At 65.5% G+C, this 13,267-nt stretch carries 15 protein-coding genes; 7 read left to right on the top strand and 8 right to left on the bottom strand.

Going from position 1 to position 13,267, the window contains the following annotated elements; all coding sequences use genetic code 11:
- Window positions 1–28: 28 nt before the first annotated feature.
- Genes AC1MCA_RS07475 through acs form a run of 4 tightly spaced genes read right to left on the bottom strand, consistent with a single transcriptional unit; the run spans window position 29 to window position 5,299 of the window.
- Window positions 29–523, bottom strand: coding sequence for a CoA-binding protein (locus AC1MCA_RS07475; RefSeq protein ID WP_479802342.1), 495 nt, complete (start codon window positions 521–523; stop codon window positions 29–31).
- Window positions 520–1,890, bottom strand: a complete 1,371-nt coding sequence (locus AC1MCA_RS07470) for an O-acetylhomoserine aminocarboxypropyltransferase/cysteine synthase family protein (protein WP_479802340.1) — start codon at window positions 1,888–1,890, stop codon at window positions 520–522. Before AC1MCA_RS07470 ends, AC1MCA_RS07475 begins: the two co-directional genes overlap by 4 nt.
- Window positions 1,890–3,089, bottom strand: coding sequence for a dimethylsulfone monooxygenase SfnG (gene sfnG / locus AC1MCA_RS07465; RefSeq protein ID WP_479802338.1), 1,200 nt, complete (start codon window positions 3,087–3,089; stop codon window positions 1,890–1,892). Before sfnG ends, AC1MCA_RS07470 begins: the two co-directional genes overlap by 1 nt.
- A complete protein-coding gene (gene acs, locus AC1MCA_RS07460; RefSeq protein ID WP_479802336.1) occupies window positions 3,086–5,299 on the bottom strand; it encodes an acetate--CoA ligase in 2,214 nt (737 codons plus the stop codon). Before acs ends, sfnG begins: the two co-directional genes overlap by 4 nt.
- A gap of 288 nt (window positions 5,300–5,587) precedes the next feature.
- On the opposite strand from acs, the gene AC1MCA_RS07455 reads away from it, so the two are divergent.
- Entirely contained in the window at window positions 5,588–6,013 is a 426-nt protein-coding gene (locus AC1MCA_RS07455; RefSeq protein WP_479802334.1) for a CoA-binding protein, read from the top strand.
- Window positions 6,014–6,034: 21 nt separating this feature from the next.
- Here the strand turns inward: AC1MCA_RS07455 and AC1MCA_RS07450 are convergent, their stop codons facing one another.
- The gene (locus AC1MCA_RS07450; RefSeq protein WP_479802333.1) at window positions 6,035–7,063 is read right to left on the bottom strand and encodes an isopenicillin N synthase family dioxygenase; all 1,029 of its coding nucleotides are present in this window, start codon (window positions 7,061–7,063) and stop codon (window positions 6,035–6,037) included.
- Window positions 7,064–7,108: 45 nt separating this feature from the next.
- Between AC1MCA_RS07450 and AC1MCA_RS07445 the strand changes: the two genes are divergently transcribed.
- Genes AC1MCA_RS07445 through AC1MCA_RS07430 form a run of 4 tightly spaced genes read left to right on the top strand, consistent with a single transcriptional unit; the run spans window position 7,109 to window position 8,743 of the window.
- Window positions 7,109–7,543: an MmcQ/YjbR family DNA-binding protein gene (locus AC1MCA_RS07445; protein ID WP_479802331.1), complete on the top strand. Its 435-nt coding sequence runs from the start codon at window positions 7,109–7,111 to the stop codon at window positions 7,541–7,543.
- Window positions 7,536–8,078 carry a DUF1990 family protein gene (locus AC1MCA_RS07440; protein WP_108598598.1) on the top strand — a complete coding sequence of 181 codons (543 nt, stop codon included), beginning with the start codon at window positions 7,536–7,538 and terminating at the stop codon, window positions 8,076–8,078. Before AC1MCA_RS07445 ends, AC1MCA_RS07440 begins: the two co-directional genes overlap by 8 nt.
- Window positions 8,079–8,110: 32 nt before the next feature.
- Window positions 8,111–8,428: a putative quinol monooxygenase gene (locus AC1MCA_RS07435; protein WP_479802329.1), complete on the top strand. Its 318-nt coding sequence runs from the start codon at window positions 8,111–8,113 to the stop codon at window positions 8,426–8,428.
- A gap of 21 nt (window positions 8,429–8,449) precedes the next feature.
- A complete protein-coding gene (locus AC1MCA_RS07430) occupies window positions 8,450–8,743 on the top strand; it encodes a DUF503 family protein (protein ID WP_131684587.1) in 294 nt (97 codons plus the stop codon).
- Between the two features lie 79 nt (window positions 8,744–8,822).
- On the opposite strand, the gene purL is transcribed toward AC1MCA_RS07430, so the two are convergent.
- The 3 genes from purL to purS are packed head-to-tail and all read right to left on the bottom strand — an operon-like array spanning window position 8,823 to window position 12,155.
- Complete coding sequence (gene purL, locus AC1MCA_RS07425; protein WP_479802327.1) at window positions 8,823–11,132, bottom strand: phosphoribosylformylglycinamidine synthase subunit PurL; 2,310 nt, start codon at window positions 11,130–11,132, stop codon at window positions 8,823–8,825.
- Window positions 11,129–11,902 (bottom strand): phosphoribosylformylglycinamidine synthase subunit PurQ, encoded by a 774-nt coding sequence (gene purQ, locus AC1MCA_RS07420; protein WP_108598602.1) that lies wholly within the window; start codon window positions 11,900–11,902, stop codon window positions 11,129–11,131. The genes purL and purQ overlap by 4 nt, the downstream gene beginning before the upstream one ends.
- A 1-nt stretch (window position 11,903) precedes the next feature.
- Entirely contained in the window at window positions 11,904–12,155 is a 252-nt protein-coding gene (gene purS, locus AC1MCA_RS07415; protein ID WP_056631212.1) for a phosphoribosylformylglycinamidine synthase subunit PurS, read from the bottom strand.
- A 259-nt stretch (window positions 12,156–12,414) separates the two neighbouring features.
- On the opposite strand from purS, the gene AC1MCA_RS07410 reads away from it, so the two are divergent.
- Both AC1MCA_RS07410 and AC1MCA_RS07405 read left to right on the top strand, forming a co-directional pair.
- Window positions 12,415–12,612: a hypothetical protein gene (locus AC1MCA_RS07410; protein WP_131684584.1), complete on the top strand. Its 198-nt coding sequence runs from the start codon at window positions 12,415–12,417 to the stop codon at window positions 12,610–12,612.
- Window positions 12,613–12,740: 128 nt separating this feature from the next.
- Window positions 12,741–13,058: a substrate-binding domain-containing protein gene (locus tag AC1MCA_RS07405; protein WP_479803322.1), complete on the top strand. Its 318-nt coding sequence runs from the start codon at window positions 12,741–12,743 to the stop codon at window positions 13,056–13,058.
- Window positions 13,059–13,267 lie beyond the last annotated feature (209 nt).

Raw genomic sequence — 13,267 nt, 5'->3', positions numbered from 1 at the left:
AGGATACATGGTCAGCGGGGGAATTCAGTCAGGAAAGCAGCTGCCGCTTCGAGGAGATCACGCCGGTATCGAAGCCGGCCAGGTGCAGGCCGCCATGGAACCGGGCATGCTCGATCTTCACGCAGCGGTCCATCACCACGTTGAGCCCGGCAGCTTCAGCGTCCGCGGCCACTTCCTCATGCCACGATCCCAGCTGCAGCCACAAGGTCTTGGCCCCGGCAGCAATGGTCTCGGCCAGGACGCCCGGGAGATCATCGTGCTTGCGGAACACATCCACAATGTCCGGGCTCTCCGGAAGGTCGGCAAGCGTCGCATACGTGGGCTGGCCAAGGATTTCCTTCACCACCGGGTTCACGAAATAGACCTTGTAGCTCGTGGAGGACTGCAGGTACGTCGCCACAAAGTAGCTCGCCCGTGACGGTTTGTCCGAGGCGCCCACGATCGCGATGGACTTGGCCTGCCGCAGCAGGTTCAGGCGATCCGGCGCGGACGGTCCGGTCCAGCTGCGTTCGGCGGTGCTCATGCGCTCGCTCCAATCGTGCAGGAATCCGCGGGTTCGGTGGCCGGGCCGTCCGAAGCGGTGGTTGAGCTTGTCGGAGCCGCGGCTGCCGAGGCTTCAGTCAGGGCCTGGTCAAGATCCCACAGGATGTCCTCGAGGTCCTCAAGCCCCACGGAAATGCGGACCAGGTCCTCGGGGACCCCGGCGGACTCGAGCTGCTCCGGGCTCAACTGCTGATGGGTGGTGGATCCGGGGTGGATCACCAGGGTCCGGGAATCGCCCACATTGGCCAGGTGCGAGGCGAGCTGCAGCGCTTCGATGAACTTCTGCCCGGCCGCCCGGCCGCCTTTCACACCGAACGAGAACACTGAACCCGGGCCCTTGGGCAGGTACTTCTTCGCACGCTCGAAATGCGGGTGCGAGGGAAGCCCGGAGAAATTCACGTACGCCACGCGCTCGTCAGCCTCCAGCCACTCAGCCACCGCCTGGGCGTTCTCCAGGTGTTCGTCAAGGCGCTGCGGGAGGGTTTCGACGCCCTGCAGCAGCTGGAATGCGGACTGCGGGCTAAGGGCGGGGCCGATGTCGCGCAGCTGCTCGCAGCGGAGCTTGGTGAGGAAGCCGTACTCGCCGAAGTTGCCCCACCAGGAGACGTTTCCGTAGGAGGCCACCGGTTCGGTCATGGTGGGGAACTTTCCGTTGCCCCAGTCGAACCGGCCGCTTTCGACGATCACGCCGCCGAGGGTGATGCCGTGGCCGCCCAGGAACTTGGTGGCGGAGTGGATGACAATGTCGGCTCCGTGCTCGATCGGCCGCACAAGGTACGGCGTGCTCAAGGTGGCGTCGACGACGAGGGGGATGCCGGCGTCGCGCGCTACCTTCACCAGCCCCTCCAGGTCCTGGACCTCCGAGGACGGGTTGGCCACCACCTCGACGAAGATCGCCTTGGTGTTCTCCCGGACGGCCGCGGCATAGTCCGCGGGGTCGGTGCCGGGAACAAAGGTGGTGTCCACGCCGAAGCGGCGAAGGGTCACATCAAGCTGGGTGACGGTGCCGCCGTACAGCTGGGAGGCGGCCACGATGTGGTCGCCGGCCTGTGTCAGCGCGGCGAAGGTGATGAACTCCGCGGCCATGCCGGAGGAGGTTGCGACCGCCCCAATGCCGCCCTCCAGGGACGCGATGCGCTCCTCGAATGCTGCCACGGTGGGGTTCCCGATCCGGGAGTAGATGTTGCCGTACTTCTGCAGGGCGAACAGGTTGGCGGCGTCCTGGGTGTCCTTGAAGACGAAGGACGTGGTCTGGTAGATCGGCACCGCGCGGGCGCCATGCTCAGCGTCGGGGGTGCCGCCGGCGTGCAGCGCGCGGGTGCGGAAGCCAAATTTGCGGTCGGCCATTACGCGGTCACCAGCCCGGTGGTTGAGCCTGCCGGAACGGCTGAGAGATCCAGCTCGGTGCCGTGCTTGCGGGCGAGGTCGGCCTCGAGCTCGCGGACGATCGGCAGGATGTCCGCACCGAAGGCCGCCACTTCCTCCTGGAAGTGCAGGTAGCCGGTGAGGAACAGGTTCACGCCGATCTTCTTGTACGCCACAATGCGCTCGGCGATTTGCTCCGGGGTGCCGATGAGCTGGGTCTTGAAGCCGTCGTTGTACTGGACCAGGTCCTCGAAGCTGGAATCGGCCCACATGCCCTTGCCGTCCTTGGTGGACGCGCCCGCTTCCTGGACGGCGTCGCGGAAGCCCTGGACGGCGGGCTTGTGCGCCTTCTCCACGATTTCGCGGAGCGTGTCCCGGGCCTCCTTCTCGGAATCGCGGGCGATGACAAAGCCGTTGAGGCCGAAGCAGGGTGCGGACAGGGCGCCGTCGGTGCCGCGCTTGGTTTCCCCTGCAGCGGCCACTACGCCGGCGATGTTCTCCTTGAAGCCTTCCAGGTCCTTGCCGTTGGAGAAGTACCAGTCCGCCACGCGGCCCGCGGTGGCCTGGGCCGCCGTCGAGTTGCCGCCAAAGAAGATCTCCGGGTGTGCGCGGCCGGGAACATCCACGGGGGCCGGGTTCAGCGTGAAATCGGTGATGTTGTAGTACTTGCCGGACTGGCTGTATTCCTGCTCGGTCCAGAGGCCGCGGAGGACCCTGATGAACTCCTCGGTGCGGACGTAGCGTTCGTCGTGTTCCAGCCATTCGAGGCCGAAGTTGGTGAACTCGTTCTTGAGCCAGCCCGAGACGATGTTGACGGCCGCGCGGCCGTTGGAGATGTGGTCTGCGGTGATGATGAACTTCGCCAGGACACCGGGGTGCCACATGCCCGGGTGGACGGCGGCGATGACCTTGAGGCGCTCGGTGGCGGCCAGCAGGGCCAGGCTGAACGAGGTGGCCTCGTGCTGCTTGTCCGCACCGTAGGAGGCGGCGTAGCGGGTCTGCGTGAGGGCGTATTCGAAGCCGGAGTCCTCGGCAATCTGCGCGAGCTTCCTGTTGTAATCGAAGTCCCAGCCGGTGCGCTGTTCGATGGTGGAGACCACCAGGCCGCCGGAAACGTTCGGCACCCAGTACGCGAACTTCAGCGGTTCGGAAAGACGGGCAACGTTGCTGATGTCATTCATGAATTTTCCTTAACTAGGGTCCGCTCGCGCAGGACGTCCTGGATGCCGGCGATCGCCGGTTCGTTCTGGAGTGAGGTGGTATCGCCCAGGGCGGTCCCCTCGAAGAGTTGGGTCAACAGCCGGCGCATGATCTTGCCGCTGCGGGTTTTGGGCACGTCCTGGACCACGACGACGTCGCGGGGCTTGGCGATCGGGCCGATCGCCTTCGCAACGTGGTTCCTGAGTTCCGCGGCGACGTCCCCGGAAACCCCGGACTTAAGCACGACGAAAGCGACGATCGCGTGCCCGGTCTTCGCGTCCGCGACCGGACAGACGCCGGCCTCCACCACGTCAGGGTGCGAGACCAGGGCCGACTCGATCTCGATCGTGGAGAGCAGGTGGCCCGAGACGTTCAGGGTGTCGTCCACGCGGCCCAGGATCCAGATGTCGCCGTCGGCGTCGTACTTGGCGCCGTCACCGGCCAGGAACCAGCCCTGTTCCACGTACTTGCTCCAGTAGGAGTCGTAGTAGCGGCGGGGATTTCCCCAGACGGTCCGCGCGATGGCCGGCCCGGGGGAGTCAACCACGATGAATCCCTGGACGCCCGGCGGCACTGTATTGCCGGCGTCGTCCACGATCCGGGTGCTGACGCCGGGCAACGGGCGGGCAGCGCAGCCCGGTTTGAAGTCGGTGTCCGTGGGGGCGGGCGAGAGGATGGTGGCGCCGGTTTCGGACTGCCACCAGGTGTCCACCACCGGAGCCGTGCCGGCACCAACGTTCCGGCGCAGCCAGCGCCAGGCCTCCGGGTTCACGGCCTCACCCACGGTGCCCAGCATCCGGATGGACGAGAGGTCGTAGGTGTCCGGAACGCCGTCCGGGAACCAGCCCATGAGCGAGCGGACCAGCGTGGGCGCCGTGTAGTACTGGGTCACGCCGTAGCGTTCGATGATCTCGAAGTGCCTGCCCGGATGCGGGGTGTTGGGAGTGCCTTCGAAGATCACCTGGGTCACGCCGTTGGAGAGCGGGCCGTAGATCTCGTAGGTGTGCGCGGTGACCCACGCCAGGTCAGCGGTGCACCAGTGCACATCGCCGTCCCGGAGCGCGGGATCCGGGTTGCTGAACAGGTGCTCGAAGCTCCAGGACGCCTGCGTGAGATAGCCGCCGGAGGTGTGGACCAGGCCCTTGGGTTTACCGGTGGTCCCGGAGGTGTACATGATGAACAGGGGCGTCTCGGCGTCGAACGCCTCCGGCTCGTGGACTTCCGGGGCGCGCCCGACGGCGTCATGCCACCACACGTCGCGGCCTTCGGTCATGTGGACGGTCGCCAGTTCGTCGGCAGGCGTGGTGCGGTTGACCACCAGTACGTGCTCGATCGCGTTGTCGCCGGCGACGGCGGCGTCGGCGTTGTCCTTGACCGGGACGGCGACGCCGCGGCGGAACTGGCCGTCCGTGGTGACCAGGAGCTTGGCCCCGGTGTCCTCCACCCGGAACTTCAGGGCCTCGGCGGAGAAACCGCCGAACACCAGGGAGTGGATGGCACCGATGCGGGCCACCGCGAGGGTGATGATGACGGTTTCGGGGATGACCGGAAGGTAGATGACCACACGGTCGCCCTTGGTGATGCCCAGTGCCAGGAGCGCGTTGGCCGCCTTGGACACTTCGCGCTGCAGTTCGGCATAGGTGATGGCGCGGCGGTCCCCGGGCTCGCCTTCGAAGTAAAGGGCCACCTTGCCGCCGCGGCCGTTGGCCACGTGGCGGTCCACGCAGTTGTACGCGACATTGAGCTTGCCGCCTTCAAACCAGGTGATCTCGGGACCCTTGCCGGCTTCGGCGTCGGCAAGGATGCGGCGGTGCGCCGTGTGCCAGGGTTTGCCGTCAGAGGTTCCCGTGGGTGCGGCCCAGTCCAGGCGGAGGGCCTGCTGTTCCCAGAAGGCCACTGTGTCCTGGATTGCCGGCTGGGCTTCCGGACCGGTGGGCGTGGTGGTGCTGCTGTGACGGGCCGGCCCGCCGGACGGTTCGCCGTGCACAGCGACGTCCTGCAACCCGGTCGAGGACCATCCCGATGGGCTGTTGGCGGGGCCGGCCGCGTCACGCAGCCCGGCTTCGACCGCCGTCGCGTTCGAAGTGGTGTGGGGGGATTCCACGGGCACGCGTGGCGAGGCCGTGCTGGCGGAACCCGGAGTGGGAACCGGGGTCAAAAGTGGCGTGGCAGGATAAATCTCCGGGGTCATGGGTATGCTCCATCGATCCTGGCGGTAGCACCGTGGCAGTTGGTTGAGGATGGTCGCCTCAACTGTGCTGCTTTGACGACGGCAGGCGTCGCCCAGGGATGCTGCGGCGTCATAGATCCAGGTCTCTCGGCCGCTCGGGATGGTCACTACCACTACAGCCGAACCGCGCGGCACGCGCCAAATCCCGCGTTGTGGAAGCGTAATATTCGTTCATTCCCCATGCGACAGCATCGCAATCATTCAATTGTTCGGCGGGAAGGTGGAGGATTCGCGATGTAGTCTTGCATTATGGCCCACGTCAACGATCCAGCCGTTATTGAGCGCCTTATGCGAAACAAAGGGCGGTGGGCGATCGTGGGCCTGACCACCAATGAATGGCGTGCCGCCTATGAGACGTCACTGTTCATCCGGGACAGGCTTAGGATGGAAATCATTCCCGTGAACCTGCCGGGCGATGCTGTGCATGGCGAAACCGGGTACCGCACGCTCGCCGATATTCCAGCGGACAGGCATCCCCTCGACGTCGTTGATTGCTTCGTCAACTCGCACAAGGTCGGGGCTGTGGTGGACCAGGCGATCGCTGTCGGCGCCAAGGCCGTATGGCTTCAGCTGGGCGTCATCGACGAGGCCGTCGCCGAGCGGGCAAAGTGGGCCGGACTGGACGTGGTGATGAACGCCTGCCCGGCCCAGCAGGCCTGGAAATACGACCTCTGACGTAGGCCCGCAGGCAGGGCCTCAGCCCTTCATCAGCTCTGGGTAGTGACGCTCAGTGACGTCCGGGTGGGCCCGCATCCGGCCCTTGAGCATATTCATGCCGAATGAGGCCAGCATCGGGTTGGACGGGTCGTCGGACAGCCCGCGCGCCTGTGCTTTGAGCTCGGGCGGCAGTGGCACCGGGTCGATCACGGCGTCAAGCCTCGGGGACCAGAAAAAGGGCACTGAATACCGGTCCACGCCCGGCGGCGGAGCCTTGACGCGGTGGATGGTGGCGGCCAGGTAGCCTTCCGTGGCCACTTCCAGCATCTCGCCCAGGTTCACCACCAGGGCTCCGGGAAGGTAATCCACTTCCACCCATTCGCTCGCCCCGGGCGGAAGGACCTCCAACCCGCCCACCTCGTCCTGGAGCAGGAGGGTGACAAAACCGTAGTCCGCGTGCGATCCCACACCCTGGTCACCGGCCTCTTCAACTATGCCGCCGACGTAGTGCACCAGTTTGCCCATCCACGCGGGTTCGTCGCCGAAAGGTTCGTCGAAGTGGTCCTCGGGCAGCCCCAAGGCGACAGCAATGCCACGCAGCAGTTCCATGCCCACGGCGGACATCAGATCTGCCCAGGCCATGGCTGCCGGCTTGAGCTCGGGCAATGACTCGTCCGGCCACAGATTATGGCCCTGGAGCAGCCAGTACGGCTGGTCCGCCGGGTAGTCGGGGATGGGGTCGCGCTCGGGGGAATAGTCGATCTGCTCGCGCGCGTCCGCCCGCCCCTGGGTGACCTCCGTGCCCATCCGGGTGTAGCCGCGGAAGTGGGGTGAGAGCCGGTTGTCCAGCTTCATCCGCTCCTCAAGCGGCAAGTCGAAGAAGCGTTTGATAATGCCCAGGAGCTCCTCTGCCTGGCCGGGAGCCGCACCGTAGCCCGTGATCTGGAAGAAACCGACGTTATGGGCGGCCTCCCGCAGCTGTTCGATGAATTCCGGGCTGAAGGAACCGTAGGGCTGCCGCGCGGTGCTCAAGTCCAGAACAGGGATGGTGGCCTGGTCAGGTGACATCTTCGCAGACTAGCACCGCCGCGAACGGCTTTGTAGGCTCACAGGATGGAACCAGCTCAGCTCAGGGAGATCTGCCTTTCTTTTCCCGGCGCGTACGAAGATTTCCCCTTTGGTCCGGAGACCTCGGTGTTCAAGGTGAGGGCGGCTGTGGCCGGCGGCAGCAGGCATGAAGCGAAGATGTTCGCCTCGTCCACCCTGGACGCGGATGACTTTTCCGTCAGCCTCAAATGCGAGCCGGCCCTGGCTGAGCAGCTCCGTGCCGCCCACCCGGGGATCGCCGGTGCGTGGCACATGAACAAGACCCACTGGAACGGCGTGAGGTTGGATGGTGCCCTCCCGGACTCCATGGTCCGGGACATGGTGGAGGACTCCTACGATCTGGTGGTGGCCACCCTGAGCCGCAGGCAACAGGAACAGCTGGGCTGGGCGCGGCTGGCATCTTTGCCTCACACCGGATCCAGGGAGGACTCCGTTGACTGACAAACGACTGGTGGGCGGCCGGCTCGACTACCCGGGTGTGGGCGCCACCGAGAACGGGCGGCCGCCGGAGGGGTACCCCAGCCTGGTGTCCCAGGCCTACCTTGGCGACGGGGCGGCGCTGTACCGCCGCGTGGCGCAGGGAATCCTGACCTGGGAACTGCAGCGGCGGTCGGGGCTGCGCGTCCGGGCCGAGTCCGACGTCGTCCGGCCGGGGACGCGCGTGGTGAGCGGATTCGGCGTCGGGCCTTTCCGGATCAATGCCCCTTGCGAAGTGGTGTGGGTGCGGCGGCCGGTGGCGGGCGACGGTCCGCAGTCTGCCGGCTTTGGGTACGGCACGCTGCCAGGGCATCCGGCGCGCGGCGAGGAAGCCTTTGAGGTGGAGATTGACGCCACCGGGCGGGTGTTTTTGAAGATCACGGCCTTCAGCAAGCCGGCCAACTGGATCTACCGCGTCGGGGGTCCGGTGACCAGGGCGGCGCAGAGGTACGTCACTTCGCGATACCTTGAAGGGGCACGCCAACTCGCCGCAGGCTGAGCCGCCAACCTCCCGGAACGGACGGAAATCCCATGATCTTCATCGTCGTCAAATTCAAGGTCAAACCCGACTGGTCCGAGCGCTGGCTGGATCTCGTGGAAGGGTTCACCCGGGCCACCCGTCAGGAGCCCGGCAATCTGTGGTTTGACTGGTCCCGCAGCGTGGAGGACCCCCACGAGTTTGTCCTGGTGGAAGCCTTCAAGGACGACGCCGCTGCTGACCACGTCAACAGCCCGCACTTCAAGCAGGCCATGGCGGACATGCCCCAGGCCCTGGCCGAGACGCCGCAGATCATCAGCCGCCAGCTCGACGGCGACGGCTGGGACCGGATGGGCGAGCTCGCCATCTGACCCCGTGGTTACGATGGGGTCATGTGGATCGGCTGGATTGAATTCGACATCCTCCTGGGCGATGTCCAAAGCCTGAAAGAGAAACGCTCCGTCATCAGGCCGCTCCTGGCCGAGGTCAAACGCCGGTTCGATGTGTCAGTTGCCGAGGTGGGCGGACACGATCAGTACCGGCGCTCGCAGGTGGGCGCGGGCCTGGTGGCAGCAGACCGGGCGCACCTCGTGGAGGTGCTCACCGCCGTCGAACGCTTCGTGGCGAACCGGCCCGAATTCGAGCTGCTCAGTTCACGTCAGCGGGAGCTCCACAGCGAAGATTAAAGCAACGCGGGGTCACTTCACGCCCAATCCAGGAGGATTATCGGGCGCGGAGTGACCCCGCGTTGCTTTGGGGGTGGGGCTAGCCGAAGTACTTCGGCAGGGTTGCCTCATGGGCTTCGCGGAGGGCATCCAGGGACAGGGTTTCGACGCCGTTGATCTCCAGCTGGCCGCTGGCCGCGTCCACAATACCGATCCGGGTGTGGGCGAAGCCGCGCGCAGTGCACATGTCCGTGAAGCGGATTTCCTCGGAGCGGGGCACGCCAACAATGGCGCGGCCCTGGGTCTCGGAGAACAGGGCCGTGAACAGGTCAACGCCGTCGCGGTCCATGACGTCCTGCAGGGCAATCCGGGCACCCACGCCGTAGCGCAGCGAGGACTCAACCAGGGCTGCCGCGAGGCCGCCCTCGGAGAGGTCGTGAGCCGAATCGACCATGCCGTCGCGGGACGCGTTGATCAGGATTTCACCCAGTGCGCGCTCTGCGGCGAGGTCAACCTTGGGCGGCAGTCCACCGAGGTGGCCGCGCAGGTTGGCCCACTCGGAACCGTCCAGTTCAGCCGCAGTGGTGCCCAGCAGGTAGATGGCCTGGCCATCCTCACGCCAGCCCGACGGCGTGCGGCGGGCGACGTCGTCGAGCTTTCCGAGAACTGCCACCACAGGGGAGGGGTGGATGGGTGTGGTGCCCGTCTGGTTGTACAGCGACACGTTGCCGCCGGTGACCGGGATGCCCAGCACCATGCAGGCGTCGGACAGGCCGCGGATGGCCTCGGCGAGCTGCCACATGACATCGGGGTCCTCGGGGGAGCCGAAGTTCAGGCAGTCGCTGACGGCCATGGGAACGGCGCCGGAGGTGGCCACGTTGCGGTAGGCCTCGGCCAGTGCCAGCTGTGCGCCGTGGTACGGGTCAAGGTACGTGTAGCGGCCGTTGGCATCGGTGGCCAGGGCAACGCCCAGGCCGGTTTCCTCATCCACGCGGACCACGCCGGCGTCGTCCGGGTACGCCAGGGCGGTGTTGCCGCCGACGTAGCGGTCGTACTGGTTGGTGATCCAGTCCTTGCTGCACATGTTCGGTGAGGCAATGAGCTCGGTGACGGCAGCTGCCAGCGCGGCGGGAGCCGAGGGACGGCCGGCGTCCTGGACCGAACCGGTGAAGGTGTCCGCCTGGAGGGAATCCTGCCACTCGGGCCGGGCAAACGGGCGGTCGTAGACCGGTCCGTCATGGGCTACGGTGCGTGGGTCAACGTCCACGATGACCACGCCGTCCCACGTGATGATCAGGCGGCCGGTGTCGGTCACCTCGCCGAGCCAGGAATACTCCACAGCCCACTTGTCCATCACGGCTTCGAAAGCGGCGATGTTTTCCGGGGTGACCACGGCCATCATGCGTTCCTGCGACTCCGACATCAGGATTTCGCCCGGGGTCAGGGTGGGGTCGCGGAGCAGGACGGAGGTCAGCTCAACCTCCATGCCGCCGTCGCCGTTGGACGCGAGCTCCGAGGTGGCGCAGGAGATGCCTGCGGCGCCGAGGTCCTGGATGCCTTCAACGAGGGAACCCTTGAACAGCTCGAGGCAGCATTCGATCAGGACCTTCTCGGCGAAGGGGTCACCCACCTGGACGGCGGGGCGCTTGGACGGCTTGGTGTCGTCGAAGGACTCCGAGGCGAGCACTGAGGCGCCGCCAATGCCGTCGCCGCCGGTGCGGGCACCGAACAGGACAACCTTGTTGCCCTTGCCCGAGGCGTTGGCGAGGCGGATGTCCTCGTGGCGCATAACGCCGACAGCCAGTGCGTTGACCAGCGGGTTGCCCTGGTACACGGAGTCGAAGACCATTTCGCCGCCGATGTTGGGCAGGCCAAGGGAGTTGCCGTAGCCGCCGATGCCGGCAACGGCACCGTGCATGACGCGGGCAGTGTCCGGGTGGTCGATGGCGCCGAAACGGAGCGGATCCATCACGGCCACCGGGCGGGCGCCCATGGAAATGATGTCGCGGACAATGCCGCCGATGCCGGTTGCAGCACCCTGGTAGGGTTCCACGAACGACGGCGAGTTGTGGGACTCGATCTTGAACGTCACGGCCCAGCCGTCGCCCAGGTTGGTGACGCCGGCGTTTTCGCCGATGCCCACCAGCATGTCCTTCTTCATTTCCTCGGTCACCTTGTCGCCGAACTGGCGCAGGTGGTTCTTGGAGGACTTGTAGGAGCAGTGCTCGCTCCACATCACCGAGTACATGGCGAGCTCGGCACCGGTGGGGCGGCGGCCCAGGACTTTGACTACCTCGTCGAACTCGTTCTGCTTCAGGCCCAGTTCGGCCCAGGGAAGCTCGGTGTCCGGCGTCTTGGCAGCGTTCTCGACGGTGTCGATGTTGAACTTCTTGGTGGTTTCCGTGGTCACTTGGCGCCTCCCACAATCTTGTTCAAAACGGAGGTGAAGAAACCCAGGCCATCGGTATCGGACCCGCCGATTCCGTCCAGGGACTGCGGGCCGAAGCCCACCTCCACGGCGTGCTCCGGGTGCGGCATAAGTCCCACCACGTTGCCGGCGGCGTTGGAGATGCCGGCGATGTCGCGGCGTGAGCCGTTCGGGTTAAAGCCCACGTAACGGAACACCACGCGGCCTTCGGCCTCGAGGGCGTCCAGGACCTTTTCGTCGGCGATGTACTGGCCGTCCTGGTTCTTCAGCGGCACAGTGATTTCCTGGCCTGCTTCGTAGTCCAGGGTCCAGGCGGTGTTGCTGTTTTCAACCCGCAGCACCTGGTCGCGGCACATGAATTTCAGGTGGTCGTTCTTGATCATGGAGCCGGGCAGCAGGTGCGATTCGGTCAGGATCTGGAAGCCGTTGCAGATACCCAGGACGGGAAGCTTGGCGTCAGAGTTGGCCGCATCGATGATCTTGGACATCAGCGGCGCGAAGCGGGCAATGGCGCCGGCGCGGAGGTAATCGCCATAGGAGAATCCACCGGGAATCACGACGGCGTCCACGTCACCCAGGGCGGTATCCGCGTGCCAGAGCGGCACCGCGGTGCCACCGGCGAGCCGGACTGCACGGGCGGCGTCGCGGTCGTCCAGTGTGCCGGGGAAAGTGACGACGCCGATCCGGGCGCCTGCCAGGCGCGGCTCGGCGGCGACGGCGGTTGCCTCGCCGATCAGGGGAAGTTCAGTCATCTCAGGCCTCGACGACCTCGACGTTGACGACGTCTTCGATCACCGGGTTGGACAGCAGGGTTTCGGCTGCCTCGCGGGCCTGGGCCAGGATTGCGTCGGTCACCTCGCCGTCGACAGTCAGTTCAAAACGCTTGCCCTGGCGGACAGAGCTAAAGCTGGTGAAGCCCAGGCGGGGGAGTGCACCCACGATGGCCTTCCCCTGCGGGTCCAGAATCTCGGGCTTGGGCATGACGTCAACAACGATCCGGGGCATCCGGCAACTCCTGTGCGTGAGCATTGGGTAAGGGCGCAGCGGAGTCACGCCGTCTTACGCCGTTCCAGAGTTGGGGACATGCTTTTTGCAACAGTGTGGACGGGCGCTCCGCGAGCTTGCTAGCCCATTCTACCGGCCGGAGCGCCGGACCCAGTATTCGGTGGGCGCCGTCACTGTCATCAGGATGGGGACCCGCTTCTAGGCGTGATGAACGACGGCGGCTCTGGCACTGCGGGTGCCGCGTCACTAGGATGGCGGAATGGCTGAGAAATCGAAATCCCTGCTGTTGCCGTTCGTCGCTGCGGCGGTTTTTGCCGGGCTGGGCCGGATGGTCTTCCAGAAAATCCTCGCGGACAAGGCGGCCCGGGAAAACCGTGTGGCTGGCCCCGTCGATGAAAAGACCCGTCAATGGATCAGCGAGGTCGTCCGCACGCCACGCGAGGCTCCGCGCGAATAGACCCACCCAAAACACGGGCTCACTCAGGGCACTCCCTCAAGGGGAGTGCCCTTTTTGATGCGTCCCTGGAGACCTCCAAGAAACCATAATTAGGGGAGGCGAGAACGCCGCATTGGAGTGGCTGGCCCATCCCACCTCCTGCCGTAAGCGCCTACAATGACGAGATGGCCATGGGATTCATTCGGGCCGTTCAAAAGCGCAGCATCAGAGTCCCTGAGGACGTCAGTGTGGTGGGCTTTGACAACAGCTACGAAACCGGACCGGTCGTTCTTGCCCTGACTACGGTGGAAGCACCCCTCCGCGCCCTCGGGTCCGCCGCAGTCTCCAATCTGCTCGCCTTTGCCCAGGGCGCCCAGTCCCGGCCGGGCCAGGCCTTGGTCCTGCCGACACGCCTTATGGGCAGGGACTCCACCTCAGCCCCTGCCCGGCTTCCTGTACTCACCTGACCTCATTCGGAGTGCGTATGACTGACTCGGAAAACGTTCTGTGTCCTATGTCATATTGAGCTATCAGTCTGTACTGTTTGAATACGCTGGTCTCATCGCATTACAAGATCTGTAATGTCATTTTGCCGTTCCAGCTTCTTCATACCGGCAACGTGGCCGGCCCGTTTCCTCGTGAAAGGTGTAGTCGCTCGTGAAATCAACTGGAAAGC

The sequence above is a fragment of the Arthrobacter sp. BK1 genome, assembly GCF_056680055.1.
Note: the sequence above shows the minus strand (reverse complement) of the source record. Positions and strands in the feature narration are given on the sequence as shown.

Excerpts from the sequence above, each read along its gene's own strand:
- sfnG (WP_479802338.1), bottom strand. The coding sequence starts at position 3,089 with ATGAATGACATCAGCAACGTTGCCCGTCTTTCCGAACCGCTGAAGTTC.
- AC1MCA_RS07410 (WP_131684584.1), top strand. The coding sequence starts at position 12,415 with ATGGCTGAGAAATCGAAATCCCTGCTGTTGCCGTTCGTCGCTGCGGCG.
- AC1MCA_RS07450 (WP_479802333.1), bottom strand. The coding sequence starts at position 7,063 with ATGTCACCTGACCAGGCCACCATCCCTGTTCTGGACTTGAGCACCGCG.
- acs (WP_479802336.1), bottom strand. The coding sequence starts at position 5,299 with ATGACCCCGGAGATTTATCCTGCCACGCCACTTTTGACCCCGGTTCCC.
- AC1MCA_RS07470 (WP_479802340.1), bottom strand. The coding sequence starts at position 1,890 with ATGGCCGACCGCAAATTTGGCTTCCGCACCCGCGCGCTGCACGCCGGC.
- AC1MCA_RS07475 (WP_479802342.1), bottom strand. The coding sequence starts at position 523 with ATGAGCACCGCCGAACGCAGCTGGACCGGACCGTCCGCGCCGGATCGC.
- purQ (WP_108598602.1), bottom strand. The coding sequence starts at position 11,902 with ATGACTGAACTTCCCCTGATCGGCGAGGCAACCGCCGTCGCCGCCGAG.
- AC1MCA_RS07435 (WP_479802329.1), top strand. The coding sequence starts at position 8,111 with ATGATCTTCATCGTCGTCAAATTCAAGGTCAAACCCGACTGGTCCGAG.
- AC1MCA_RS07430 (WP_131684587.1), top strand. The coding sequence starts at position 8,450 with ATGTGGATCGGCTGGATTGAATTCGACATCCTCCTGGGCGATGTCCAA.
- AC1MCA_RS07455 (WP_479802334.1), top strand. The coding sequence starts at position 5,588 with ATGGCCCACGTCAACGATCCAGCCGTTATTGAGCGCCTTATGCGAAAC.
- purS (WP_056631212.1), bottom strand. The coding sequence starts at position 12,155 with ATGCCCCGGATCGTTGTTGACGTCATGCCCAAGCCCGAGATTCTGGAC.
- AC1MCA_RS07445 (WP_479802331.1), top strand. The coding sequence starts at position 7,109 with ATGGAACCAGCTCAGCTCAGGGAGATCTGCCTTTCTTTTCCCGGCGCG.